The organism is Acinetobacter sp. WU_MDCI_Abxb74 (assembly GCF_025513915.1).
Lineage (GTDB): Bacteria > Pseudomonadota > Gammaproteobacteria > Pseudomonadales > Moraxellaceae > Acinetobacter > Acinetobacter calcoaceticus_C.
The window spans coordinates 1,042,694-1,065,404 of sequence record NZ_JAHPRP010000001.1; the positions used below are offsets into that span (position 1 = coordinate 1,042,694).

General features: G+C 34.4%; 30 protein-coding genes and 1 pseudogene. 12 read left to right on the forward strand and 19 right to left on the reverse strand.

Annotated features, from left to right (window positions below; translation table 11 throughout):
* Positions 1 to 150 precede the first annotated feature (150 nt).
* A complete protein-coding gene (locus KTH84_RS05010) occupies positions 151 to 1,722 on the forward strand; it encodes an acetyl-CoA C-acetyltransferase (RefSeq protein WP_042896925.1) in 1,572 nt (523 codons plus the stop codon).
* Between the two features lie 67 nt (positions 1,723 to 1,789).
* Here the strand turns inward: KTH84_RS05010 and aceI are convergent, their stop codons facing one another.
* Entirely contained in the window at positions 1,790 to 2,224 is a 435-nt protein-coding gene (gene aceI, locus KTH84_RS05015; protein WP_026057096.1) for a chlorhexidine efflux PACE transporter AceI, read from the reverse strand.
* A gap of 89 nt (positions 2,225 to 2,313) precedes the next feature.
* Here aceI and KTH84_RS05020 point away from each other — a divergent pair, with 89 nt between their 5' ends.
* The 3 genes from KTH84_RS05020 (at position 2,314) to leuE (ending at position 5,051) form a co-directional block, all read left to right on the forward strand.
* Positions 2,314 to 3,207 (forward strand): LysR family transcriptional regulator, encoded by an 894-nt coding sequence (locus KTH84_RS05020; protein WP_262472285.1) that lies wholly within the window; start codon positions 2,314 to 2,316, stop codon positions 3,205 to 3,207.
* Positions 3,208 to 3,337: 130 nt separating this feature from the next.
* Positions 3,338 to 4,327, forward strand: a complete 990-nt coding sequence (gene tal, locus KTH84_RS05025) for a transaldolase (RefSeq protein WP_262472287.1) — start codon at positions 3,338 to 3,340, stop codon at positions 4,325 to 4,327.
* A 73-nt stretch (positions 4,328 to 4,400) separates the two neighbouring features.
* Positions 4,401 to 5,051, forward strand: coding sequence for a leucine efflux protein LeuE (gene leuE, locus KTH84_RS05030; protein WP_262472288.1), 651 nt, complete (start codon positions 4,401 to 4,403; stop codon positions 5,049 to 5,051).
* Positions 5,052 to 5,103: 52 nt separating this feature from the next.
* On the opposite strand, the gene KTH84_RS05035 is transcribed toward leuE, so the two are convergent.
* Entirely contained in the window at positions 5,104 to 5,577 is a 474-nt protein-coding gene (locus tag KTH84_RS05035) for an Lrp/AsnC family transcriptional regulator (RefSeq protein ID WP_004643202.1), read from the reverse strand.
* Positions 5,578 to 5,763: 186 nt separating this feature from the next.
* Here KTH84_RS05035 and KTH84_RS05040 point away from each other — a divergent pair, with 186 nt between their 5' ends.
* Entirely contained in the window at positions 5,764 to 6,939 is a 1,176-nt protein-coding gene (locus KTH84_RS05040; RefSeq protein WP_262472290.1) for a benzoate/H(+) symporter BenE family transporter, read from the forward strand.
* Between the two features lie 56 nt (positions 6,940 to 6,995).
* Here the strand turns inward: KTH84_RS05040 and KTH84_RS05045 are convergent, their stop codons facing one another.
* The 3 genes from KTH84_RS05045 to KTH84_RS05055 all read right to left on the reverse strand — a co-directional run bounded on the left by KTH84_RS05045 (position 6,996) and on the right by KTH84_RS05055 (position 8,285).
* Positions 6,996 to 7,439: an RDD family protein gene (locus KTH84_RS05045; protein ID WP_262472292.1), complete on the reverse strand. Its 444-nt coding sequence runs from the start codon at positions 7,437 to 7,439 to the stop codon at positions 6,996 to 6,998.
* Between the two features lie 267 nt (positions 7,440 to 7,706).
* A complete protein-coding gene (locus KTH84_RS05050) occupies positions 7,707 to 7,880 on the reverse strand; it encodes a hypothetical protein (protein WP_262472294.1) in 174 nt (57 codons plus the stop codon).
* A 177-nt stretch (positions 7,881 to 8,057) separates the two neighbouring features.
* On the reverse strand, positions 8,058 to 8,285 hold the full coding sequence (locus tag KTH84_RS05055; protein WP_262472295.1) for a hypothetical protein: 228 nt from the start codon (positions 8,283 to 8,285) through the stop codon (positions 8,058 to 8,060).
* Positions 8,286 to 8,573: 288 nt separating this feature from the next.
* On the opposite strand from KTH84_RS05055, the gene KTH84_RS05060 reads away from it, so the two are divergent.
* A complete protein-coding gene (locus tag KTH84_RS05060; protein ID WP_202741771.1) occupies positions 8,574 to 9,017 on the forward strand; it encodes a universal stress protein in 444 nt (147 codons plus the stop codon).
* A 260-nt stretch (positions 9,018 to 9,277) separates the two neighbouring features.
* Complete coding sequence (locus KTH84_RS05065; RefSeq protein ID WP_262472297.1) at positions 9,278 to 10,864, forward strand: ATP-binding cassette domain-containing protein; 1,587 nt, start codon at positions 9,278 to 9,280, stop codon at positions 10,862 to 10,864.
* Positions 10,865 to 10,930: 66 nt separating this feature from the next.
* On the opposite strand, the gene KTH84_RS05070 is transcribed toward KTH84_RS05065, so the two are convergent.
* Positions 10,931 to 11,359 (reverse strand): DNA breaking-rejoining protein, encoded by a 429-nt coding sequence (locus tag KTH84_RS05070; RefSeq protein ID WP_262472298.1) that lies wholly within the window; start codon positions 11,357 to 11,359, stop codon positions 10,931 to 10,933.
* Positions 11,360 to 11,393: 34 nt separating this feature from the next.
* A pseudogene (locus KTH84_RS05075) lies at positions 11,394 to 11,481 on the reverse strand (hypothetical protein); the annotation flags it as partial.
* Positions 11,482 to 11,559: 78 nt separating this feature from the next.
* On the opposite strand from KTH84_RS05075, the gene KTH84_RS05080 reads away from it, so the two are divergent.
* Positions 11,560 to 12,066 carry a GNAT family N-acetyltransferase gene (locus KTH84_RS05080; protein ID WP_202741769.1) on the forward strand — a complete coding sequence of 169 codons (507 nt, stop codon included), beginning with the start codon at positions 11,560 to 11,562 and terminating at the stop codon, positions 12,064 to 12,066.
* A gap of 92 nt (positions 12,067 to 12,158) precedes the next feature.
* On the opposite strand, the gene KTH84_RS05085 is transcribed toward KTH84_RS05080, so the two are convergent.
* The 4 genes from KTH84_RS05085 to KTH84_RS05100 all read right to left on the reverse strand — a co-directional run bounded on the left by KTH84_RS05085 (position 12,159) and on the right by KTH84_RS05100 (position 14,494).
* Complete coding sequence (locus tag KTH84_RS05085) at positions 12,159 to 12,521, reverse strand: NirD/YgiW/YdeI family stress tolerance protein (RefSeq protein WP_133972915.1); 363 nt, start codon at positions 12,519 to 12,521, stop codon at positions 12,159 to 12,161.
* Positions 12,522 to 12,779: 258 nt separating this feature from the next.
* Positions 12,780 to 13,067: a hypothetical protein gene (locus tag KTH84_RS05090; RefSeq protein WP_005039828.1), complete on the reverse strand. Its 288-nt coding sequence runs from the start codon at positions 13,065 to 13,067 to the stop codon at positions 12,780 to 12,782.
* Between the two features lie 273 nt (positions 13,068 to 13,340).
* Positions 13,341 to 13,472 (reverse strand): hypothetical protein, encoded by a 132-nt coding sequence (locus KTH84_RS05095; protein ID WP_133972913.1) that lies wholly within the window; start codon positions 13,470 to 13,472, stop codon positions 13,341 to 13,343.
* A 152-nt stretch (positions 13,473 to 13,624) separates the two neighbouring features.
* Entirely contained in the window at positions 13,625 to 14,494 is an 870-nt protein-coding gene (locus tag KTH84_RS05100) for a LysR family transcriptional regulator (protein ID WP_133972911.1), read from the reverse strand.
* A 225-nt stretch (positions 14,495 to 14,719) separates the two neighbouring features.
* Between KTH84_RS05100 and KTH84_RS05105 the strand changes: the two genes are divergently transcribed.
* Positions 14,720 to 15,586, forward strand: a complete 867-nt coding sequence (locus KTH84_RS05105) for a DMT family transporter (protein ID WP_133972909.1) — start codon at positions 14,720 to 14,722, stop codon at positions 15,584 to 15,586.
* 23 nt (positions 15,587 to 15,609) lie between these two features.
* Here KTH84_RS05105 and KTH84_RS05110 read toward each other — a convergent pair whose 3' ends face one another.
* The 4 genes from KTH84_RS05110 to KTH84_RS05125 form a co-directional block, all read right to left on the reverse strand.
* Positions 15,610 to 15,873 carry a hypothetical protein gene (locus KTH84_RS05110; RefSeq protein WP_042896951.1) on the reverse strand — a complete coding sequence of 88 codons (264 nt, stop codon included), beginning with the start codon at positions 15,871 to 15,873 and terminating at the stop codon, positions 15,610 to 15,612.
* Between the two features lie 161 nt (positions 15,874 to 16,034).
* Positions 16,035 to 17,141: a minor capsid protein gene (locus KTH84_RS05115; protein WP_262472300.1), complete on the reverse strand. Its 1,107-nt coding sequence runs from the start codon at positions 17,139 to 17,141 to the stop codon at positions 16,035 to 16,037.
* A gap of 190 nt (positions 17,142 to 17,331) precedes the next feature.
* Complete coding sequence (locus KTH84_RS05120; RefSeq protein ID WP_262472301.1) at positions 17,332 to 17,574, reverse strand: hypothetical protein; 243 nt, start codon at positions 17,572 to 17,574, stop codon at positions 17,332 to 17,334.
* Between the two features lie 608 nt (positions 17,575 to 18,182).
* Positions 18,183 to 18,497, reverse strand: coding sequence for a winged helix-turn-helix transcriptional regulator (locus KTH84_RS05125; RefSeq protein WP_262472302.1), 315 nt, complete (start codon positions 18,495 to 18,497; stop codon positions 18,183 to 18,185).
* Between the two features lie 110 nt (positions 18,498 to 18,607).
* Here KTH84_RS05125 and KTH84_RS05130 point away from each other — a divergent pair, with 110 nt between their 5' ends.
* On the forward strand, positions 18,608 to 19,024 hold the full coding sequence (locus KTH84_RS05130; RefSeq protein WP_262472303.1) for a carboxymuconolactone decarboxylase family protein: 417 nt from the start codon (positions 18,608 to 18,610) through the stop codon (positions 19,022 to 19,024).
* 85 nt (positions 19,025 to 19,109) lie between these two features.
* Here the strand turns inward: KTH84_RS05130 and KTH84_RS05135 are convergent, their stop codons facing one another.
* From KTH84_RS05135 to KTH84_RS05150, 4 genes are all read right to left on the reverse strand, one after another.
* Positions 19,110 to 19,685, reverse strand: a complete 576-nt coding sequence (locus KTH84_RS05135) for a lysozyme (protein ID WP_262472304.1) — start codon at positions 19,683 to 19,685, stop codon at positions 19,110 to 19,112.
* A gap of 183 nt (positions 19,686 to 19,868) precedes the next feature.
* Positions 19,869 to 20,069, reverse strand: coding sequence for a hypothetical protein (locus tag KTH84_RS05140; RefSeq protein WP_042896955.1), 201 nt, complete (start codon positions 20,067 to 20,069; stop codon positions 19,869 to 19,871).
* 256 nt (positions 20,070 to 20,325) lie between these two features.
* A complete protein-coding gene (locus KTH84_RS05145; RefSeq protein ID WP_133972899.1) occupies positions 20,326 to 20,700 on the reverse strand; it encodes a TonB C-terminal domain-containing protein in 375 nt (124 codons plus the stop codon).
* A gap of 149 nt (positions 20,701 to 20,849) precedes the next feature.
* Positions 20,850 to 21,074 carry a hypothetical protein gene (locus KTH84_RS05150; RefSeq protein ID WP_262472305.1) on the reverse strand — a complete coding sequence of 75 codons (225 nt, stop codon included), beginning with the start codon at positions 21,072 to 21,074 and terminating at the stop codon, positions 20,850 to 20,852.
* A 310-nt stretch (positions 21,075 to 21,384) separates the two neighbouring features.
* On the opposite strand from KTH84_RS05150, the gene KTH84_RS05155 reads away from it, so the two are divergent.
* Both KTH84_RS05155 and KTH84_RS05160 read left to right on the forward strand, forming a co-directional pair.
* On the forward strand, positions 21,385 to 21,906 hold the full coding sequence (locus KTH84_RS05155) for a hypothetical protein (protein WP_262472306.1): 522 nt from the start codon (positions 21,385 to 21,387) through the stop codon (positions 21,904 to 21,906).
* 359 nt (positions 21,907 to 22,265) lie between these two features.
* Positions 22,266 to 22,625 (forward strand): hypothetical protein, encoded by a 360-nt coding sequence (locus KTH84_RS05160; protein ID WP_262472307.1) that lies wholly within the window; start codon positions 22,266 to 22,268, stop codon positions 22,623 to 22,625.
* Positions 22,626 to 22,711 lie beyond the last annotated feature (86 nt).

The window sequence follows — 22,711 nt, forward strand, 5'->3', positions numbered from 1 at the left end:
TCATTAGAGTCATCCCAAATCATACTTGAGTTGATCTTTTGATGTCTTGACCTGAATGCTATCTACAATGTCATTCTAGTCAATACAGGTCTATTTGAATTGTGTTAAGGTAGCGTATAAGAATATCGTTAATATGCTTGGAAAAGCCTTATGAGCAAAACAACTCAAGAAAATCCAGCAGTCGAGAATTCTGCTCAGGAAAAAGTGTCAAATACATCAAAGTCGGCTTCTAACACGGCTAAGCGTAACAGCACAACTCCTAAAGCAGCAACTAATACTCCAAAAACGACACGTACTCGTTCAACGACTGCACCTGCACGAAGCCCTCGTAATAAGAGCGCAGCTTCTGCACCCCCTTCTACATCTTCTAATAATGTAGCTGCAGCACCAAAAGCAACAAAAACCAAAACTTCTGTTCCACAGGATAAAACCATGAGCCAAAACACTGTTCGCCGCGTTGCAATTATTGGTGGCAACCGAATTCCATTTGCACGTTCAAATACCGCTTATTTTAAGGCGTCAAATTCAGACATGTTGACAGCAGCATTAAATGGTCTGGTTGAGCGCTTTAACTTACAAGGTAAGCGTATTGGCGAAGTCGTTGCTGGTGCTGTTTTAAAACATAGCCGTGACTTCAACATGACTCGTGAAGTTGTATTAAGCACAGATCTTGCACCTGAAACACCAGCTTATGACATCCAAATTGCTTGTGGTACAGGTTTACAAGCTGCTTTTGTTGTGGCAAACAAAATTGCGCTTGGTCAAATTGATGTCGGTATTGCAGGCGGTGTAGACACCACTTCTGATGCCCCAATCGCTGTTGGTGATGGCCTACGTAAAGTTTTGCTTGAGCTCAATGTTGCGAAAACTGGTAAAGACCGTCTTAAAGCATTAACAAAAATTGATTTTAAAAAGCTTCTTGATGCACCAAGCAATGGTGAACCACGTACTGGCCTTTCAATGGGTGAACACCAAGCAATTACTGCATTAGAATGGGGTATTACTCGCGAAGCTCAAGACGAACTCGCTGCAAGCAGCCATCAAAAACTTGCTGCTGCTTATGAGCGTGGTTTCTTTGACGACTTAATCACTCCATTCTTAGGTCTAAACCGTGATAACAACTTACGTGCAGACAGCACAGTTGAAAAACTTGCTAAGTTAAAGCCAGTTTTCGGTAAGGGCGAAACTGCAACCATGACAGCGGGTAACTCAACACCGTTAACTGATGGCGCATCTGTTGTATTACTTGCTTCTGAAGAATGGGCAAAAGAAAACGGTCATGAAGTTTTAGCTTACCTTTCTTTCTCTGAAACCGCTGCTGTGGACTTCATTGGTAAAAATGGTCCTAAAGAAGGCTTATTGATGGCTCCTGCTTATGCAGTACCTCGTATGCTTAAGCGCGCTAACCTTAAACTTCAAGATTTTGATTTCTACGAAATTCATGAAGCCTTTGCCTCTCAAGTATTGTCGACACTTAAAGCATGGGAAGACGAAAAATTCTGTAAAGAACGTCTTGGCTTAGATGCACCTTTAGGTTCAATTGACCGCTCTAAACTGAACGTAAATGGTTCATCTTTAGGTGCAGGTCACCCATTTGCTGCAACTGGTGGTCGTATCTTAGCAACTGCTGCTAAATTGATTAATCAAAAAGGTTCAGGCCGCGCATTAATCTCTATCTGTACTGCTGGCGGTGAAGGTGTAGTTGCAATTGTAGAGAAATAATTTCTACATCTAACTACAAAAAATAAGCACCCAAATGGGTGCTTATTTCATTTTAGGATTTATAAATTTAGTGTAGTGAGGCAGCTTTTGCTTCAGGGAAAAACTTATCTTCGATATGGTCATAACACCATTGGAAAATGAAGGTATAGACCAAAATACATAAGGTTAAACCAATATCTAAAATAAGCGCATCAATGACATTCATTTGTAGCATATAAGCAATCATCGGCACTGTTGCAATCAGCAAACCGCCTTCAAAACCAACCGCATGCAAAATCCTTACAGGGATTGTTCTTTCCCAATTATATTTATGCTCTACTTTCTCAAAATAGTGGTTAAAAATCATATTCCAGAAAACTGAAACCACTGCCATAAACACACCGAGTGTGCCGGTGACGTCCATAGGCATATCAAAAATAAAACTTAATGCAATCGCAATGATGACCAATAAAATTCCTTCATAACTGATTGCATGAATGAGCCTTCTCTTGGAAATCAACATTTTTAAATACTCAATAATACTTGGATAAGACGTATTTTATTTTTATAATGTTGATTAATCCAATCAGGTTCTTTCAGTTTTTTTGACAGATGAATATTAATCAAGAACAACTACTCATGTTTCAAGCAGTGATTGAAACAGGCTCCTTTTCAGCAGCAGCGCGTAAACTTGGAAAAGTTCCTTCGGCTGTAAGCATGTCTATTGCCAACTTAGAAATTGATCTGAACTTAACCTTATTTGATCGTAAGGGCCGTGAACCCGTTCCTACTGATCAAGCACGGGTCTTATATGAAAAGACTTCTCAGCTTTTAATTGAGATGAACCAGTGGAAACAACATGCCCATGCGTTAAGCACAGGTTTAGAAGCTAACTTAACCATTGTGATCGTCTCTGAATTACTACACACTAACTGGACCGACTATATTTGCCTGCTAGAGAGTCGTTTTCCTGACCTCCAAATTAATATTGTTTCGGCACCTCAAGAAGACGCTTTACAAATGTTACTAGATGGTTCAGCCCAACTTGCACTCATGTTTGAACGTGAACATCTGGACAACCGAGAACAATTTGTTGAGCTCAAACGCGAGGCTTTAATTCCAGTTATTGCAAAAAATCACCCACTTGCAACCCAAAATCAGGTTTCTTACGAACAAATCCTTACCACACGGCAAATTGTGGTGGCAAGTCGAGATGAGACGTTAAAACCTGAATTACTGTTTTCAAAACATTACTGGCGTACAGACAACCACCACTCTGCTTGCTTAATGATTTTACGTAATCTAGGTTGGGGAGTTCTTCCGCAAGAAATGTTTAAAGAAAATCCTGAATTAAAAAACAAGCTTAAAGTATTGGATTTATTAGATTTCACTCCAAGATTTGAATATTATGTCGACTTGGTCTGGAGCCGCGAAAGTGAACTTGGTGCAGCAGCCAGATTTCTTATTGAATATATCCGAAAGCAACGAACACAACATGCACCTTAATATTGTTTAAATTTAGATGCATAACCTAAACGTTTTTATTTGAAATATAACAATTGATATATCGACAGCATGAATATACTTTGTGCTATAAAGAAAACATAAGATTTTTTATTGAAGATGTTGAATATCAATGACTCATACAGCACTTGACCAATTAAAAACATTAACGACCGTTGTTGCCGATAGTAGTGACCTTGATGCAATTCGTAAATTTCGCCCTCTAGATGCGACGACCAATCCTTCGTTGATTACAGCAGCAGCAGAACAACCAGAAAGTAAAGAACTCATTGAAGATGCTTATTATCAAGCCAAAGAAGAAGGCTATAGCAACGATGAGCTGATTGAACGAACCATTGATATTTTAACCGTAAAGTTTGGCGTAGAAATTTTAAAGCTTATTGAAGGCCGTGTTTCTACCGAAGTTGATGCTGCTCTTTCATATAACACTGAAGCAACCATTCAGAAAGCGCATGAATTATGTGAACTTTACAAAGGTTATGGAATTGACCAGTCACGTATTCTTATTAAAATCGCGTCGACTTGGGAAGGTATTCAAGCTGCTAAAGTTCTTGAAGCGGAAGGGATTGCTTGTAACCTCACTCTGCTTTTCGGTTTACATCAAGCTCAAGCCTGTGCAGATGCAAAAGTAACTTTAATTTCACCATTTGTAGGCCGTATTCTAGACTGGTACAAAAAGGCTGAAGGTGTCGATTCTTACCCAATTGAAAAAGACCCAGGCGTGGTTTCAGTTAAAAAAATCTATACCTACTACAAACAACAAAATATCCCAACTCAAGTGATGGGTGCGAGCTTCCGTAGTGTCGATCAGGTTCTTGGATTGGCGGGTTGTGATTTACTGACGATCTCTCCAGGCTTACTTACCCAGCTCGAGCAGGATACACGGACTGTCGATGCAGCTCTTGATGCAACCAAATCAAAGCAAGCAGAAGCTATTGCTAGACCAGCTCAAGATGAACAAAGTTTTAAAGACGAACTTAATCATGACTTAATGGCATTCCAGCTTTTACAAGGTGGTGTTGATGGCTTTATTAAAGCTCGTGACCAATTAAGTTTTTTATTACGTCAATCTTTTGGAATTGATACGGAAATTAAACCTTAAAAAACTGCACTTTTCATACAAAATCACCGATTTTTGTTATCATGGCAAAAATCGGTTTTTTATTGGGTTTCTCGTGTTCGGTATAACAGATTTAACAACATATATTATCGGTACGTTCCTAATTGTGTTATTGCCGGGGCCCAATTCTCTTTATGTAATGTCAATTGCTTCACGTTACGGCATTAAAACTGGATATATGGGTGCATTAGGTATTTTTACCGGTGATCTTATTTTAATGCTATGTACCGTACTAGGGGCAGCTTCTTTATTAAAAGCATTCCCATGGATATTTGTTATTCTTAAATTAACAGGTGCACTTTATCTATCTTATTTAGGCTTTAAGCTCTTACAAGGTAGTATTCAACGCTGGAAACAACGTAATCAACCACAACCAGAAATGGCTGATTTACCCGCTTTAGATAAAATTCATCCTTATAAAACAGCATTAAGTATTAGTTTACTCAACCCTAAAGCGATTTTATTTTTCTTATCTTTCTTTGTTCAATTTGTTGAACCCGACTATGCCTATCCGGCACTAAGTTTTTTAATTTTAGCGATTATTTTACAGGTGATTAGCTTTAGTTATTTAACTGCATTAATCTTCTCTGGAATTAAACTTTCAGCCTTTTTCAAACAGAACCATAAAATTGCAGCAAGTAGTATTTTTTTAGTCGGGATTCTATTTTTTGGATTCGGTTTAAAACTGGCAACCTCAACAATCTAGTAATCTTTAATCTATAAATTTTTAACCATAAAAATTAAAACATAATGAATTGCTAAAACGCCAGCATGCCATCTGTTTTAACTTCATTGAGCACAAAAAATGTTCTGACTTGCCTTACTCCCGGTAAGGCAATAATTTTTTCACTATGAAATCGATTGAAAGCTGCTAAATCTTTAACACGAATTTTTAGAAAATAATCGACTTCTCCGGCAACCAGATAGCATTCTAGAACATTCTCCAAATCACCTGCCGCCTGTTCAAATGCCTGAAAACTATCAGGGGTTGAGCGGTCTAAAACTACGCCTACTAGTACTACCGTATCACGCTGCACCATACTCGGATTGATCCGAGCGCGCACATCTAAAATTGCTCCTATTTTAAAAAGACGCTGTGTATGATTCCAACAAGATGAAGTGCTTATGCCTACAAGTTTGGCCAGTTCAGCATTACTTAAACGTCCATTCTCTTGTAAAGCGCGCATAATCTTAAGTTCAAGCACTGTCAAATTTTCAGTCTGCTCTTCCATAAAACAATATCCCAAATTTAGTATCACTTATGAAAGGAATAATAGCATTATTCAATATTTCGAAAATATTATTTCTATTTCAAATCAAAAATAGAAAGCACCTTCTTTAAAAAAATTGTTAGATTTACCTAGCTGAAAGCAAAGACAGAAACATATTAATTTTTCAGGGATTTAGAACATTTAGCTATGCAAAAGATTCTTCAAGATTTCTCTATTCCAGCCGTATTTGCTGGTTTTATCACTTTTTTAATCGGTATTAGTGTTTCGGCCATTTTAGTGATTCAGGCGGCTCAAGCTTTAGGTGCTTCACCCGAGCAAATCACCTCATGGTTTTGGGCTTTAGGCTTAGGTATTGGTTTATCAGGATTCATACTTTCTTGGAAATTTAAATATCCTGTAGCGACAGCCTGGTCAACTGCTGGCCTCGCTTTAATTATGGCAACAGGTAGTGGCTATAGCATAAATGAAGCGATTGGTGCTTTTTTAATAGGTGGTTTACTGACTGCTATTTTAGGCTTTTCAGGTATATTTCAAAAAGCACTTTCATATATTCCTCAAAGTTTAACCAGTGCCATGCTTGCAGGTGTTTTACTCAAATTTGGTATTTCCCTGTTCGCCAGTTTGCAAAATGATTGGGAATTCGTTTTATCTTTGCTCGTTATTTATGTAATAACAAAAAAATTATGGCCCCGCTATAGCATTGTATTCACGGCACTTGCGGGTATTGCCCTATGCCTTGTCTTTTTAGAATTTCATATGCCTACACTTCAGTGGTCTTTGGCTAAACCTGTTTGGATTAGTCCTGATTTTAGCTGGTCAGCACTTTTGGGATTAGCTCTGCCACTTTTTGTGATTAGCATGGCTTCGCAATATTTACCCGGAATTGCCATGATCAAAAGTTATGGCTATAAACCGCATGTTAATCAACTGATTGGCTGGACAGGTTTAACCCAAGTTGTACTGGCACCTTTTGGTTGTTATAGCGTAAATATTGCTGCGATTAGTGCAGCGGTAAGCTTAGACGATCAAGTCCACCCAGACCCAAGTAAACGATATATTGCAGGCATGAGTTGTGGTTTTTTCTATATTTTAATGGGCCTGTTTGCTGCAACACTGACAAGTTTGCTGATATCTTTTCCACATATTTTTATTGTAGCTTTAGCAGGTATTGCATTATTTGGTACGATCAGCCACAACATTGCAATTGCCTTCGCTCAAGTTGAAGACCGTGAAGCTGCATTATTTACCTTCTTATGTAGTGCTTCAGGCATTCAATTTTTCGGTATTGGCTCAGCCTTTTGGGGACTTATTGTAGGTGTAGTTGTATATTTTATTTTAAAACTTAAAGTCAAAAAAAGTTAATAAAAAAGCGTTCATAGCCCCTATTTTCAATGCTATGAACGCTTTTCGTCTATTTCCTATAACTCTCTTACAACCACTGATTTTGCCATTTTGTCATGCCATCCTTGTTTTTTTGCATCAAATGCGACCCAAAAAAGACCAATACCAAAGACTAAAATTGATGGAATATAGCCAATATATCGAATAATACTCTGCATGACTGTGAGCTTATTACCTGTTTTTTCATCTAAAACTTTTAATCGCATCAATCGTTTACCTGGAGTACCTGCAAAATACAGCCAACATAAAATTGAATACAATAAAGGAAATATATAGTTCACGATTAAATCGAACCAATAATTTTGAGGCTTAATACTTAAGCCTGTGGCAAAGACTAAATCATAATCCCCCTGATAAAAAATCCATGCCGCAGGAATAACCGCCAAAAAAAGAATAAGAGTATCAATAATCATTGCACCAAATCTTAACCAGAACCCTGCATACTCATACTTATAAGTCATGCTCACCTCGCTTTGTTATTGTTTAATCGCTACAAACGCTTTTACAATTTTACTTTCATCCTAAATGAAACTTTTTTATTTTTAAATACTTAAATAAATTTAAAATTTTCTACTTTTATATTTTATTGTAATAATTTCGATCAAAAAAACGTTATTGCATCAATATTCATCATAAAAACTAATTTAATTATTTAGAACTGAAATTTTTCGTTTCAGTTCTATTGAAATAATTTTATAGACAACTAAAAATATGGATACATATTATATCTAGTTCCAGAATAAAATATCTAATTTAAATTCTTTTTTTAATAATAATGCTGCAAATAATAGAGCTAATCCAATAATAACTAAAAAAACACTTAAACTGAATAATCCACAAATAACAGCTATACTGCCTAATATAGCTAAAACATAAAATATAATTACACTAATTGTTGGCATTTCAATTTATTCCACTACTTAAAAATAAAAGCACTTTATTCTATCGAGTTTATAAACGATTGCTGTTTTCAAATGTTTGCTACACTATTAATTTGTATCATTATACATTGAACATGTTATTAAACTTATTTAAGTGTTACTTTACTTTAATAACAAGTGATGCATTTCACATAAATTTTATTTAACTTCAAAGTAATGTTTTTCAGTTATAAGTTTAATTTTTAGATTTTTATATAACCGTTCTTTTGAGTCTTCCAGTGAAGGGACAATTTTTTCTGCAAATTTATCTTCGGTCATCAGTCTGGCATAGGTTTTATAGCCAATCACTAACTTTTCGGGTTCTTTACCTGTTTGACGAAACTCTTCAATGAGTTTATTAACTTTCTTTGCTGTTAAATCAGCCATCTTCCTCTCTCCCCTTAATTTACTATTTTGTTATACGTTTTCTATATGACAGAAATATGAACGATAATTTTTTGTAATTTTCATGTAAATATTATCGATTATTTAGCAATGCCGCTTAAACACCATCACAACCAATAGAAAAATAAATACAAATATATGATTTAAAATAATTTTATTTAATTTTCCTTTCTTGTAATCGAATAGATGTCTACCCAGAATGAAATATGTTAATCTTTAATTAATAAATGCTTCATACATATAACAACTGTAAATAAGAGGAATAACATTATGAATTACCAACATATTATTGTACCTGTCGATGGTTCTGAAATTTCATTAGCAGCAGCAAGACAAGCAGCTCATATTGCAAAGGCTTTTGGAAGTAAATTGACTGCTATTAGCTTAGTTGCGGTAGATCCTTTTAGCGGTGTAGATTTTTATTACATCTCACCTGTTGTAAAAGATTATTTTGTTGAAGCACGCGCAAATGCAGAAAAAACTCTCGCAAAAGTAAAAGCTTTATGTGCCGAAGAAGGTGTTGATGCTGAAACTCAAATTATCCAAGGTGAGATTTCTTCAGATGGCATCCTTAAAGCAGTAGAAGGCTTAGGTTCCGATTTGATCGTGATTGGTTCTCATGGACGCAAAGGCTTCCAAAAGCTTATTTTGGGTAGTTTTGCTCAAGATGTTTTAAACAGTACCAAAATTCAGGTATTGGTTGTAAAAGAATAAACTTTTTTAGATGCACAAGACCCAATCCAACGATTGGGTTTTTTAATAAAACCTATTGTATAAATTTTACACTAGCTAAAAACCCAGATAGAATAGTTTCTTATTCTTCCAATTTCGTGAGTCACGCCAATGAAGTAAGTCTTTTTTTCTCATCATTTTTTCTTTCTTTGATGTGCAAAATAGACTTTTTTTGTGATTTAACGTCTCTGCTTAAAACTACTTTTTCCTATTTTGTACATCCTGTATTTATGAGGTTTTCTATGACTCAGCAGGCATGTGTAATATCACAACTTACTTTAGAATTTTCATCTAAAGTTATGTTTAAACAATTAAATTTTAGTCTTGAATCGAACCAGATAGCGGCTTTAATTGGCCGTAATGGGCAAGGCAAATCTTTGCTTATACAAATGTTAAATCAGACGCTTAGCTTAGATTCAATTCTTACATCTGGGCAAATATCGTGGCATATAAAACATGCATATTTACCTCAATTGCATCGGTTAACAGGACTGACCATAGCCGAAGCATTAGATATCGTAGACATTTATCAAGCTTTTAAAAGAGTTGAGCAAGGCGTTGCCAGCTTCAATGATTATGATTTATTGGAAAGCAAATGGGATTTACCCATCTTATGGAATAACTTATTAGAGTCTGCTCATTTGCCCACTGATTTAGACTTTCCAGTTAAAAATCTAAGCGAAGGTCAAAAAACTAAATTGGCATTAAGTTGTTTATTTTTAAAATCAGATCATTATTTACTGCTTGATGAACCCAGTAATCATCTAGATCAGGAATCTAGAAAATGGTTAATTGATCAGTTGAAGAAACACCCCGCAGGTGCGCTTATCATTAGTCATGACCGAACTTTGTTGAATGAAGTAGATCATATTTATCATTTAAATGAACATGGTTTACATCACACAACAGGAAACTATGAGAAATTTGATGAGCAATATCAAACCCATGTAGCAGCTTTAGAGCAATCTATTCAACAAAACCAACGCGACGTTAAACACATGAAGCAAAAGCAACATGAAGTATTAATGAAAGCTCAAAAACGTGAACGTGCTGGGAATAAATTACGCGAATCAAATTCTCAAGCCAAAATTCTGCTCGATTTTAAAAAGGAACAAGCAGGTCAAAGTATTGCGGCTATACAATCTCAGCACCAACGACAAATTTCAAATAGTCAAAATGATTTAAAAGACAAAAAAATGCGTCTTGAAACCGTTAAGCCGCAACAGTTTGTTTTCCCTACTTTCCATAAAAAAACTGGCGAAATTCTTCGAATTAAAAAACTCAAACTAAAATATGGAACTCACAAACCCATAGATTTAGCTGTACAGGCAGCCCAAAAAATCCACATAACGGGTCCAAATGGTATTGGAAAATCAACACTACTTAAAGCAATTAATGCACAGAAGAATCAGTCCTGTGACAGCATTCAATTATTTGTAGAGTGCTTTTATCTCGATCAAAACTTTAGCTTTTTATGTGATGAGATGACTGTTATTGAGAATTTAACTCGCATGAATAAGGAGCTTTCAGAATTAGAATGGAGAAATTTATTAGGTCAACTTCGAATTCGCGGTGATAAAAGTACTTATCTCTTATCACAACTAAGTGGTGGAGAAAAACTCAAAGTAGCTTTATTGGCACTTAGCCAGATACATCCTACCCCTGAACTCCTGTTATTAGATGAACCCGAAAATCATTTAGATATTGAATCTAGAGAATTATTAGCTAGTGCTATTCAGAGTTATGAAGGTGCTGTATTACTCATTTCACATGATCAAACATTTGTGGAAAGTTGTGGCATTCATGAGTCCTTTTCTTTAACCGAATAATGAGTATCTATACCATTTTTAAAATTTACTAGCTCTCATGTGAAAGCTAGTAAATTTTATCAACTATTATTTTTTTACTTTATTTAATATTTCGACATCTAGACTATATTTCACAGTTTTATTTTTACGAGCACTATTACGCATTTGATAAACTTGAATAATATAATCGCCATCAACTGGCAAAGTAAGCTCTCCTTTTGATCCTACAGTTGAGCCAATTAATAATGCATTATCTTTATCCGGTTTTTTGCCTGATGCAAAAATATTGACATAGGCTAAATTACTAAGACTATTAATATTAAATTTCAATATTTGCCCATTCTTTGCATAAATCCTATATCTCACATCATCATAACCCTGAAATTTTCCAGTTAATGTGGTATGTGTTGAACCTTGTAAAAAATTAACTTTTTGCTCAACATTTTTTGCTAAAATAGTGAAGGATGTAGTTGAAATGAGTGTAGATAATAATAAAGTTTTAATGATTTTTTTCAATTTCTAACTCTCAAAATATTTTTAAATTATTATATTAAAAATAATTTTTATAAAATTTTAATTTATGTATGAGTTTCATAAGTAGTAGTTGTTTTTTTATAATTAGTAACAAATAAGGTATCTTAGAAATCTAAATTATAGTTTTACTTATTTAAAAAATTAAAGCGTATGATTGTTCAATAAATAAGGAAGAATCTTGAATGAATATTACGATTCGTGATGAACGAAATGAGGATATTGAAGCAATAGAAAAACTAACAGAAGCAGCTTTTCAAAATGCTGAGCACACGAGTCATACCGAGCATTTTATTGTGAATAGTTTAAGAAACCACGGACAACTTACAGTCTCACTAGTTGCGATTGAAGATAGCGCTATTGTTGGGCATGTTACTATTTCTCCAGTTCAAATAAGTTCAGGGGAAATGGGATGGTATGGTTTAGGGCCTATTTCGGTTCATCCAAATAAACAAGGGCTTGGTATTGGCTCACTTTTGATGAATAAATCACTAGAAAAATTAAAAAACTTAGATGCAAAAGGATGTGTTTTACTCGGTGACCCCAAATATTACAGCCGATTTGGTTTTAGAACCTATCCCGAACTCATTTTGCCTGATGTGCCAAGTGAGTATTTCCAAGCCTTAAGCTTTTCGGGCAATATTGCTAAAGGGTATGTCAGCTATCATGAGGCATTTAATGCAACACAATAATTAAAAATTTTAATCTTTAAAAAGAAAACTCCTCAGAACAGGAGTTTTCTTTTTTATTTGAGCTGAGCAATATTTATATAAATAATCTGGCTTTATTTAACACGCTCAATCTGAAAAACTTCAATATCGGTAGGCTTAACTCTATGTGTATCCACCTCTCCTACAACACGTACTTTATCTCCAGCTTTTAATTGTAGAGGCTTCCACAAGTCATCATCAATATCAATTACAATTGAACCCGTAGCATCTTTAAACTCAAAATGATCACCAGCAATATGCTTTACGATGGTGCCTGTTAACGTAACACCGGACTCATCAGCTAAAGTTTTTGCTTTAGACACCGTGACTACATTTTTTGTCGCTTCTTTTAACAAAGCAGTATCTGGTTTAGCCAATACCGCATTACTACTCAATAAAGCCAACCCAGTGAGTGTTGCTAAGAATATTTTTTTCATTACCATGACCTACTTTTAGTGTTCTTAGTTATATAAGTTATATAAACAAATTCTTTTAAAGTTATAGATTTAGCTTTTGTGATTTTTTGTATCTTATTAGAGTCTTTGTTTAATGAGGATGAATAAAAATACCAAATAATTTCTTTAAATTTTCTCTTCCGATAACTATTTTATAGCGTATTATTGTGTCGTTAATTTACTTAAGAAAGAGTTTTCCTTAAGTAAATTAAACTGACTACTAAAAATATCTCTTAATTGTTAAACGACGAGTTGTCCTAAATCCAATAAAACATTCATGGCTTCTGTCTCGTCTGTTGTTTGCATAACAATCATTCGATCATATGAAATTCCACCAATCTCAATATAAATTTTCGGATGTGGAAGCTGAGGAATATAGACTTTTAGGGGTTGATAAAGAGCAAGAAGATAACCAAATGAATCATAAGGATAATGATCATTTTTTAATGTCTTCTTTACCACAACATAAGTATTCAATATGTCTAGAATAAAACCATATTCATTTTCAGAATGAAATTTAGCATCCATACCCACCTCCTTGATTAATTAATATTTTTATAATCAAATTTAAAGGTTAAATTTCTGATCTGATGGCATTTGAATCAATTTATTTTAAATATAGGGTTATATTTAAAATGATCCGTGTTGAATATAAATATATTTAAAACCAACCATACTAGTCAACATATTTTGAACAGTGCCATTAAAAATAAATATTGTGAGTTACAAATCACATTTTCAGATGATAATAAAAAGATATAAAAAAGCCCATCTTACGATGGGCTTCGGTATTCATCTGGGTTATGAATCATTGTCCATTGAATGAGGGGTGGTCGTTTTATCTTGCTGTTTTGTATCATTTTCACCTTGGCAAGCACTCACACTTAAAGAAATAATGGCAGCTAAACTTAAGGTAGCCATAATTTTTTTCATATTTCACCTCATAAATTATTCAGATAGTGAGTTAATAAATACTTTTTATTAGTTTTACGTTCAGCATACGTTTCTAGGCTTTTTTGTAGATTTAACGCAAAAATGTAAAGCTCTTTCGTTTTATTTTTAAATATCAACTTAATATTTGGCGATTAAACATTAACAGAATGTCTGAGCGTTTTAATGAGTAATTCATATAAGTGATCTACAGCTTTTGACTCTAAGGATGACCGACTTCGATAAACAGCAGTCTCCATAGGCTCTAAAGGTCCTAGGCCATGATCAGCACCTAATATGGTTAAGTGTTCAGGTGCACTACACTGCGTGAACACGGCGATTGCTAAACCACTTTCAACTGCTGCGATTTGACCTGCTAAACTTGAACTATTGTATACAGCACGATAACGGCGTCCTTGTAATGCTAAAGAATGAATAGCACTCTTTTTGGCTTGGCTCGTACTTTCATAAACTGCAATTGGGAGTGGGTCTTCTCGCCAGAGTTCAAATTGTGGAGAGCCTACCCATACCATTGGTTCATGAAATAAAAGTGTTCCTTGACGAGCGTTATCTCTCGAAATTAAAGCCAAATCTATATCACCACTCTCTACTCGTGGAATTAATGAAGTCGATTGCTCACAGATCAACTCGATTTCAACACCTCCATAACGCGGCGCAAAACGCTTAAGTACGGGTGTTAAATATTTAGAAGCATAATCATCGGGCACTCCAAGGCGTATACGACCCGTTAATTCATCTCCATGAAATGCCATTTGTGCTTCTGCATGCAAATCGAGAATACGGCGTGCATAGCCTAAAAGTAGTTGCCCTTGAGAGGTTAATTCAATTTGTCTGTGCGTTCGTATTAAAAGTTGGCAATGTAGTGCTTCTTCTAATTTTTTTAACTGCATGCTAACAGCAGATTGTGAACGATATAACTCAGGCGCCGCGTTTGATAATGAACCAGTATCTACTACTGTGACAAAACACTTTAGCCAATCAATTTGTAAGTTTTTTATATTCATTACAATGTATCTATTCGATTTTCAAATAGTATATAAAAGAATTATGCGCTTTTCTTTATTTATTCTCTCTTCCATACTGAATTTAGAAAAAGGTAAAACAATTCACTTTTGTTAAAGAAACTATCTGTGAATTGATTAATGTCTAAATCACACGGTAATAGCAACACCTACTAACAATTTCATCATTTCGTATTTCTTAGGTATTACGCACTAGGAGAAGGTTTTATGCGCCTAAATAAACAGATGCTTGCATCACAAAGTGCAACATCCGCTTTTGTTTTACTCTGGGGTAGTGCCGCAATTTTTACTCGATGGGGCCTTGATAATGCCTCACCCATAGCATTATTAATTCTGCGCTTTTCTACTGCTTTAATTATTCTGTTTGTACTTGCTCTTTTTAGAAAAAGACTTTTACCCAAACATGGAACTCGAAAACAAGTTCTGCTTACTGGCCTTCTTATTATTGCTGGTTATTCGATATGCTACTTTAAAGCCATGGCGTATGGGGTCACACCTGGCTTAATGGCTACAATTATGGGAATACAGCCAATCTTAACGCTTTGTCTTATTGAAAAGAGTTGGCCAAAAGAAAAACTTTTGGGCTTATGCATTTCATTGGCCGGACTCATACTTTTAGTGTGGAAAAGCCTGTCAATGTCATTTATTGCCCCAATTGGAATGCTATTTGCCTTGACTGCCCTCCTATGTATGACTTTTGGGGCCATCATGCAAAAGAACATTCAACAAGCCCCTACAGATGTCTTACCGCTACAATATATAGTCAGTCTGGTAGTCTGCCTGTTTTTGGTTCCTTTTGAACATTTTGAAGTACATTGGAATTCACAACTGATTATTTCTATTTTATTTCTTGGAATCTTAATTTCTGTAGTAGCCCAGCTTTTACTTTATCGGCTTTTAAATCAGGGCAATATTGTAAATGTGACAAGCCTGTTCTATCTGGTTCCTATTGTTACTGCAATTTTAGATTTTTTAATTTTAAAAAATAAGTTACCGCTGGCAGGCTTAATAGGAATGATTGCAATTTTGCTAGGCTTAATGCTTGTATTCAAAAAAAATAAAGCCCTCGACTGAAGGCTTTATTTTAAGTAATAAATTTAATCTAAATTTTTCCAGTTTTTACCAATTTGAGCTAATGCTGGAAGTTCATCACTATTAAAAACATTAGAATTGCGGTCAATAGCAAATCGATAGATGGGTACAGAATCAGCTTCAGTTTTCTTAAAGAAATTGAAGTTTTCAGTAGGGTGATAATTACCAACTTCTGTAGATTTCATTGCTGTTCCTGAGGGTATATGAATATAACTTTCACACTCTACTTCAACATTATTTCCAGCAAGATCTTGGTAGGAAAATTTCATTTTTTCATCCCTTTTAAATTTTTATGATTGAGAAAAACTTAACATGCTATGTGATGAAATTACTGAAACTTTTCTCAACTAATTGTTTAAGTGTGTATGTTTAGTTAAAACTAGAATTTATTAAAAATAAAAATCTTATTTCCAAATGTTTGTGCTCTAACTCACAATCCCAACACTTTAAAAGCTCGCTCATCAAGTTCTTTAAGCTCCTCAAGCGTATATAACCGCCCTTCTGGATCAAAGAACTTATCAAAGTCGAATTGTCCTTCTTTATATAGTTGATACCTTTTAGGCCCTAACCATTCTTTTTGAAAGAAATTATCTGTCAGCTTAAAAAACTCTTTAAAAGAAGTATTTGCATCTAGCTGACCAGTTAATTGTTCACGCTCATCTTTAGGAATATCCTTAAATTTTCTTTCATCCATAATGAAAACTCGACTTCCAATAAGCTGACCATCCTCGTGAGTTGGAACTAAAATACTGCGGCAATGCGGATGCAAAGGAGGAACTTTTTTTGTCGGATCATCAAGCTGCCATACCGTACCATCAAGTGCAGCGCATGTTTTCGATGTTCTACCGTCAAGAACACTTACAAATCTGACATATTCAAACTTTAATTGTTTATAGCTGTTTAAATATGCTTGATTAGATATATGGCTTCGAATCGTACGCACAGTTCGCTCAATATCAGCTTTGGTACTATTTAGTAGCCCATCTTCATATTTAAGGCGTTTGGTTCCATGAATACGCTGAACAATTTGCGGGGTTGTAGCAGCATTGTTAAGACCATCCCGAATCGCATATTCAACTCTTTGACGAGCAACCTCAGCAATTTTAGAGAGTAACTCATCAACTAATGCTCCACCTGCTAAAGGAACACGTTTAGCAGCTTTATAGAGCTGCTCACCTTTTAATTCTTTATGTTTTCCCCCAAAAATTTTTGACATATATCTAGCTTCATAGAAAGCCAATGCCACAGCAGATATTGTAAAAGTGTCAGTAACAGCTTCATTAATCAAATTAAACCATTGAGAAATAAGTGCACGTGTCTTTCTTAAATTAGCGGTTGAATAAACTCCACCAGCCAATGCGGCTTTTTCCTTTTCATTTAGCTCATCTAACAAATTGCCTAACTTAGTAAGCATGTTAACCGTTTCAGAATTAAATAAATTGAGAAGTTCATTGACTGATCTTGAAGATGCCCGATATAGATAAGCCTGATGTTGAGTCAAGATATCAAAAAGTGTTTTCTGCTGAAGATTAGCCATAAAAATTTACCTCTACGGAAATGCTTTTTTATTATTTTGTATTTGCCTATTTCACCTTATGTCATTTGCTTTCATTTATATTTTCAGTATCTCTAGAACAAGTTATGACTAACAAGCATACCTACGTAAAGTTATTTAGCTAAATGCTCATCCTTGTAATGCAAATTTTAAAACGTAACTAATGTCTAAGCTAAATAGGATCTTTCATGCTGAGTAAAACAGCATTACTCGGAATACTTTTAAGTATTTTCTTTTGTTGTTTCAGCCATTCTTTATAAAATTTTTTATCAGACGGTTCCAAAAAATTGTCTTTATGCTTTTTACAGGAAGCATCGCCCACGTTTGTAGATAGTACAGACGGCCAATTGTTTAATTGGGGTGTCAAAACAGCATTACTCACCATTGAAAGTTCTTCTAATCTAATTAAATTCATCTCTACTTCCTTGCCTACCTCTAGCCCCCTCATTCTTCAATAGATTCGTACAGAAATTTATCTTGAATAATTTACAGAGAGCTATGGTTTTACTTGCTAAGCCAATCTAATCTGAGCCCACCCACAAATACCACACCCTCAAAAAACCAAAGTGCAAATTTTGTGTATTGACTTATCAAAGATGTAAGTTGCAATAAGAACGAATAAATTGAGTTTAAATAGAATGAAGAAGATAGTTAGAAAGTTTTCTTCTTTGTAGCTTTAATTTCAGATATACTGAACTTAGTATGAGATGAGCCTTATATAGTTCATTGCTAGATCAATGAACGACTAAGCCCTTCGCTTTCGAGCAAGGGCTTTTTTAATGCCTATAATTTGAGAAAAATTATGCTCATATGAACTGTCCGGTCGACCATTAGTTTGCCTTTATAGCGCAGGTCTGTTAGATTGGTCTTGTTCATTAACTCCTATTGTTGATGAATACTGAAGCCTGATTCGTAGCATCAGGCTTTTTTACGCCTAAAATTTGTATAAATGATCCTGTTAAAATAATGACATATGATCTCGGCCTGACCTAAAACCTAAATAAAACTATAAAATAAACCGCATTATCTTATTTTTAGCCAAGAACCAACATCTTTTAGCACATCAACTAAACTGTTTAATTTCTTGCCATCTTCCGTCAATGAATACTCAACCTTAACAGGAACTTCCGCAAAAACTTCTCTGTTAATAAACCCTTCTTCTTCAAGAAAACGTAATTCTAAAGTTAACATTCTTTGTGAAATATTAGGTATTGCGCGTCTTAGCTCATTAAAGCGCATAGGTCTTTCGATGAGAAATGAAATAATTAACATTCTCCAGCGACCACCTAATACTGTCATTGCCTCTTCTACAGAACAGCCAGAAATATTATCTTTCATTGATTAATTAAGTATAAAAAATATACCTATATAACAAAATAGTGCCTAATTTACAATCTATACTTCGTAGTAAATAATAGTTTTTTATCTTAAAAAGACTGGCCTATATTATGGAATATAAAGAAATTGCTAAAAAAACGATTAACCATTTGTACTCAGCACATGCATCTATTCGTACCTCAGGCATTGATCCTCAAATAATTGCTTTAGCTGAGTTATATGTGTCACAAATCAACGGCTGTGCTTACTGCTGCGCTTTTCATGCTCAGGAGTTAAGGGATATGGGACTAAGCCAAGAAGTCATTGATAAAATTCCGGGCTATAAACATTCGAATGTCTTTTCAAAGAAGCAGCTTCTCACTCTTGAACTTGCAGAAGCCGTCACTTTTCTATCTGAAAAAATTGAAACTGTAAAAATTCAATTAACCGAATACTTTAGTGAAAGAGAGATTGTAGAGTTAACGACCAGCATTTCACTCATGGGAGCATTAAACAGGCTCCGAATTACTTTAGGCGATAAAAGTTAATCCAAATAATTTATATATGAAAAAGCCCAGACTATCCGAGGCTTTTTCATGTCTTTTTGATAAGTTTAATAAAAAATTGAGACAACTATTTTGATGATAAAAATAATTTCTTTTCGATTGCACGGCGATTAACCAGTCCTTGCAAACGCTTACCGCCTGCATTTACCCAGACATCAAACTGGTTTGCAGCTTCTTTGTAATCACCTAAATTTAATTTTTTGAGTAAAGTCGAGTTTTTAAAGGCATCTACCCCAATGTTATAAGTTAGAGATACTAATGCATCAAATTGATTCTGTTTTAAAGGCACTTTTACAAAACTATTTACGGCACGTTCAAATATCTTTAAATCATGCTGCATATAAGCTTTAGCCTGTTCAAGCGTACATCTATCTCCTTCACTTACACGCTTACCATTAGGATATCGTGTCGTGCCATATCCAATAGTCCATACGCCATTACCATCATCATAAGCTCTGAGTTTTAACCCTTCAAAATTACAGATCAGATCTATTCCTCCTAAACTAAGAGACATCTCATCAACGGCGACGCCTATCAATTCATCGCTATTATCAGTTGCCGTAGCAATGAGGTGACCCGTTGCTGCATCTTGCTGAGACTTGGCAGTAAAAAATTTGCGGAGATAATCCAATATTTTTTGCATTTAATGCCCTATGATCTTAGTTTTTATCTATAACTCAAAACGTAATATACATCTCTACACTCATTGCGTAGTTCTTAATTTTTCGAGTCATTAATGATAATGATTAATTAACCTCGGGCATATCTACTATTCAGATAAAAGTCAAACCTATTAAAAATGCCCAATATTGAATTGGGCTTTGAATTATTCTTCAACTTCTATGGGATCCCCATCTTCAGGACGAATGTGCCGCTCGCCATCATCTGCGGGATCTACACTTGAGCCATCTTTTGTAATACTGTTATATAATTCATCCTCTTTTTTATCATCGATAAATTCTTCATCAGCAAATTCAAGAGGCTCTTCATCATCGTCAAAATTTAAGGGTTTTTCTTCATCTATCATGAGATTCATCCTTTACTTAACTTGTGTCACTCCATGCTTAAATAATTCACGGATACATTCAATACCAAACAATCATCATTTGTGTAACTGACACTTTAAGATACATTTACCCCTCTAAAATGGGATTACTTTTTCTTTTAAAGGAAATATTAATAGCGATTAAACTAACTAGTTTCGGTATTCATAAAGCTAGAGAACAAATTTATATACTTAAACAATTCTAAATTCACCCCCCTCATGCTTAAGAAGAACTTATTTATTTCGCCTGAAATTTCATATTGAATTTTCTTGCTTGTTTTCTTACTTCAGGATTTGAAGGCAAAGCAAAGGGGCTTGCACGCCAGATCGCTTTTTCAATACTTGTTTTAAATTTCTGTTCTTCTTTATCTAAAAAGATGATTTGCTCAATTTCACCACTGTCAGTTAAAAATACTTTAACGCTTGCACTCATGCCAGTAGAAGACTTTGGAATATCCCATATTTTATAAATTTTCTTTTGGTATTGCTTTTTATATGTCTCAGCCTCTGAAGTAATTTTATTATCAGTCACTTGAACAGGAATGACCTGTTTGTGACCAGTCGTACACCCAACTAATAAAAATAAAGAAGCAATAATACTGAAGTTTTTCATTTAAAATACCTTTTTTCAATAATTAAAATTTAACAGTTTAAAATTTAAAAAACCACCCGAAGGAGGCATTAATCATTGATTATCTCTAGTCAGCAAAGGTAGTAAGTCGTCCTTATCTACCTTTGCTTCGATTAATGATTTATTTTTCTTTAAAAAGGGGCTTCATAACGGATATTCATGTTTGAATTTTCTGGCATATTATAGATATCTTGATCTGTAAAAACTCCATGATCAGGTGTTTTAAAACTATTAAAAGCTTTATTTTCTGGAACAATTGGAGGTTTATTTAAATAATTTTCTTGAGAATTATATGTAGATGAAGCACAGCCAATCAGCCCAAAACCCAATAAAGATATAACTAAAAACGTCTTCATAAATTTCGCCCACTGTTATAAAAACCACACAATTTAACAAATTGAATCGTAGTTGTCACACCAAAACTATTTAGTAATACTTAACAATTAATTTAAAAGAAGTATTATGAAAAGCAGAATCTGTTACGGGACAGATATTAAAATTAGATAATAGCTAATATCCTAAAATTAAAAATATTAGATCTCATCTTATATAAAGTTTTTTTGAGCGGAACTCTCAATAGAACTCCACACAAATCAGTCCATTCATCATATTATTGACCAAATGATCAAATACTCTGAAAATTAAACCTTTAAAAATCCAACTTTAATGTTACAATACAGTGATTTACTCAATTTCAATTGGACTTCAAAAGAAATGAATAGATTGTTATTAACTTTTTTATTTTTAAATATTAGTCTTTTTTCTCCCGCAGTATTTTCTGACACAAATACGTTTCAAATGAAACAAGAATATAATTACCCTCAATTTAATAAGCATAAAAGCATTCTTGAAGTGAACGTGAGTTCTCAAAACCATCAGTTTAATGGGCAACCGAAAGATTTTTCTAATTCTGCCACCAATAATCAAAATGTAGATTTTTTTGAAATTGCAAAACAGTATCAAGAAAATGAAGCTAAGCCGTCCTACTCTACTGAAGAAACAGTCAATATGAGTGATCATGAGCGTAGTCTTTACTACATTAGAAATCATGATAATGTGAATATTCAAAGAGAAATTCGTGGCCAGCAATTTAGATCACTAAAACAACAGCGAGATAAAGGTGCCATTTCCAATGATGTATACAAAGAAAAGGTCTACAAAATCTTAAGCCAACCTTCTTTTAGATAAGTTAGAAGCCCTCACTAGAGGACTTTTTATTTAGTTTAATATTCACCTAACTATTACTTTGCAGCTTGAGGCGGATTTCTAAGACTAATAACGATAGTTAAATCTACAAGTTCTTTTTCATCAAATACAGAATAGACAAGCTGATATACGTCATCAGGCACTCCGGTTATCGAGACTTTAGTTACTGACTCAGCCCAAGCTAAACCAGCTCTGACCTGCCTGATAAATTTTTGGCTTCTCCCTATTCACTTTACACTCAATATTATCCTCAACCACATAGGCATATAAAAGGTGATTTCACATGAATATGAGGAATATAAGCTCCATCACTATATTTACAACTTTCAATTCAAGAGTTTATGCATTCAGGTCATTTTTTAAGACATTCAAGACGAACAAAGAGAACCTATAGTGCTCGGCGTGATGAACTAATTAAATGTTTAAAACAATTTAATCTGCAAACCTACACTGCTGGCTTATCAGTACTCATCAATTTACTGCCCTCATTAGTTGATCAAAAAAATACCAATGAAGCATTAGCGATCAATCTGGCTCCCGCTCCATTATCCCTCTGGTACCAAAACCCTAAAAATACTGTTTCAGATTTAATGTTAGGTATGGCTTTCTTCGAAAAAGAATCGGCTTCTAACTTTTATCATTTGAATTCAGCATTTTTACTTTTTCTCATAATACTTTTTATACCAAATGGTTTACAATAAAGATTAATATCATTGGTTTTCAAATAGATTTTTTTACCCACTACTAAAAAAGCCTTAGTAATCAATTTAAATGCAAATAAGCCATT

Coding starts and splice junctions, on each gene's coding strand:
- KTH84_RS05020 (WP_262472285.1), top strand. CDS start 2,314: ATGAATATTAATCAAGAACAACTACTCATGTTTCAAGCAGTGATTGAA.
- KTH84_RS05115 (WP_262472300.1), bottom strand. CDS start 17,141: ATGGCTAATCTTCAGCAGAAAACACTTTTTGATATCTTGACTCAACAT.
- KTH84_RS05150 (WP_262472305.1), bottom strand. CDS start 21,074: ATGAAGACGTTTTTAGTTATATCTTTATTGGGTTTTGGGCTGATTGGC.
- KTH84_RS05050 (WP_262472294.1), bottom strand. CDS start 7,880: ATGCCAACAATTAGTGTAATTATATTTTATGTTTTAGCTATATTAGGC.
- KTH84_RS05055 (WP_262472295.1), bottom strand. CDS start 8,285: ATGGCTGATTTAACAGCAAAGAAAGTTAATAAACTCATTGAAGAGTTT.
- KTH84_RS05155 (WP_262472306.1), top strand. CDS start 21,385: ATGTTACAATACAGTGATTTACTCAATTTCAATTGGACTTCAAAAGAA.
- KTH84_RS05065 (WP_262472297.1), top strand. CDS start 9,278: ATGACTCAGCAGGCATGTGTAATATCACAACTTACTTTAGAATTTTCA.
- KTH84_RS05130 (WP_262472303.1), top strand. CDS start 18,608: ATGGAATATAAAGAAATTGCTAAAAAAACGATTAACCATTTGTACTCA.
- KTH84_RS05010 (WP_042896925.1), top strand. CDS start 151: ATGAGCAAAACAACTCAAGAAAATCCAGCAGTCGAGAATTCTGCTCAG.
- KTH84_RS05160 (WP_262472307.1), top strand. CDS start 22,266: ATGCATTCAGGTCATTTTTTAAGACATTCAAGACGAACAAAGAGAACC.
- KTH84_RS05100 (WP_133972911.1), bottom strand. CDS start 14,494: ATGAATATAAAAAACTTACAAATTGATTGGCTAAAGTGTTTTGTCACA.
- KTH84_RS05035 (WP_004643202.1), bottom strand. CDS start 5,577: ATGGAAGAGCAGACTGAAAATTTGACAGTGCTTGAACTTAAGATTATG.
- KTH84_RS05090 (WP_005039828.1), bottom strand. CDS start 13,067: ATGGATGCTAAATTTCATTCTGAAAATGAATATGGTTTTATTCTAGAC.
- KTH84_RS05145 (WP_133972899.1), bottom strand. CDS start 20,700: ATGAAAAACTTCAGTATTATTGCTTCTTTATTTTTATTAGTTGGGTGT.
- KTH84_RS05120 (WP_262472301.1), bottom strand. CDS start 17,574: ATGAATTTAATTAGATTAGAAGAACTTTCAATGGTGAGTAATGCTGTT.
- KTH84_RS05105 (WP_133972909.1), top strand. CDS start 14,720: ATGCGCCTAAATAAACAGATGCTTGCATCACAAAGTGCAACATCCGCT.
- KTH84_RS05135 (WP_262472304.1), bottom strand. CDS start 19,685: ATGCAAAAAATATTGGATTATCTCCGCAAATTTTTTACTGCCAAGTCT.
- KTH84_RS05140 (WP_042896955.1), bottom strand. CDS start 20,069: ATGATAGATGAAGAAAAACCCTTAAATTTTGACGATGATGAAGAGCCT.
- KTH84_RS05125 (WP_262472302.1), bottom strand. CDS start 18,497: ATGAAAGATAATATTTCTGGCTGTTCTGTAGAAGAGGCAATGACAGTA.
- KTH84_RS05110 (WP_042896951.1), bottom strand. CDS start 15,873: ATGAAATTTTCCTACCAAGATCTTGCTGGAAATAATGTTGAAGTAGAG.
- KTH84_RS05040 (WP_262472290.1), top strand. CDS start 5,764: ATGCAAAAGATTCTTCAAGATTTCTCTATTCCAGCCGTATTTGCTGGT.
- KTH84_RS05085 (WP_133972915.1), bottom strand. CDS start 12,521: ATGAAAAAAATATTCTTAGCAACACTCACTGGGTTGGCTTTATTGAGT.
- aceI (WP_026057096.1), bottom strand. CDS start 2,224: ATGTTGATTTCCAAGAGAAGGCTCATTCATGCAATCAGTTATGAAGGA.
- KTH84_RS05045 (WP_262472292.1), bottom strand. CDS start 7,439: ATGACTTATAAGTATGAGTATGCAGGGTTCTGGTTAAGATTTGGTGCA.
- KTH84_RS05060 (WP_202741771.1), top strand. CDS start 8,574: ATGAATTACCAACATATTATTGTACCTGTCGATGGTTCTGAAATTTCA.
- tal (WP_262472287.1), top strand. CDS start 3,338: ATGACTCATACAGCACTTGACCAATTAAAAACATTAACGACCGTTGTT.
- KTH84_RS05095 (WP_133972913.1), bottom strand. CDS start 13,472: ATGAAAAAAATTATGGCTACCTTAAGTTTAGCTGCCATTATTTCTTTA.
- KTH84_RS05080 (WP_202741769.1), top strand. CDS start 11,560: ATGAATATTACGATTCGTGATGAACGAAATGAGGATATTGAAGCAATA.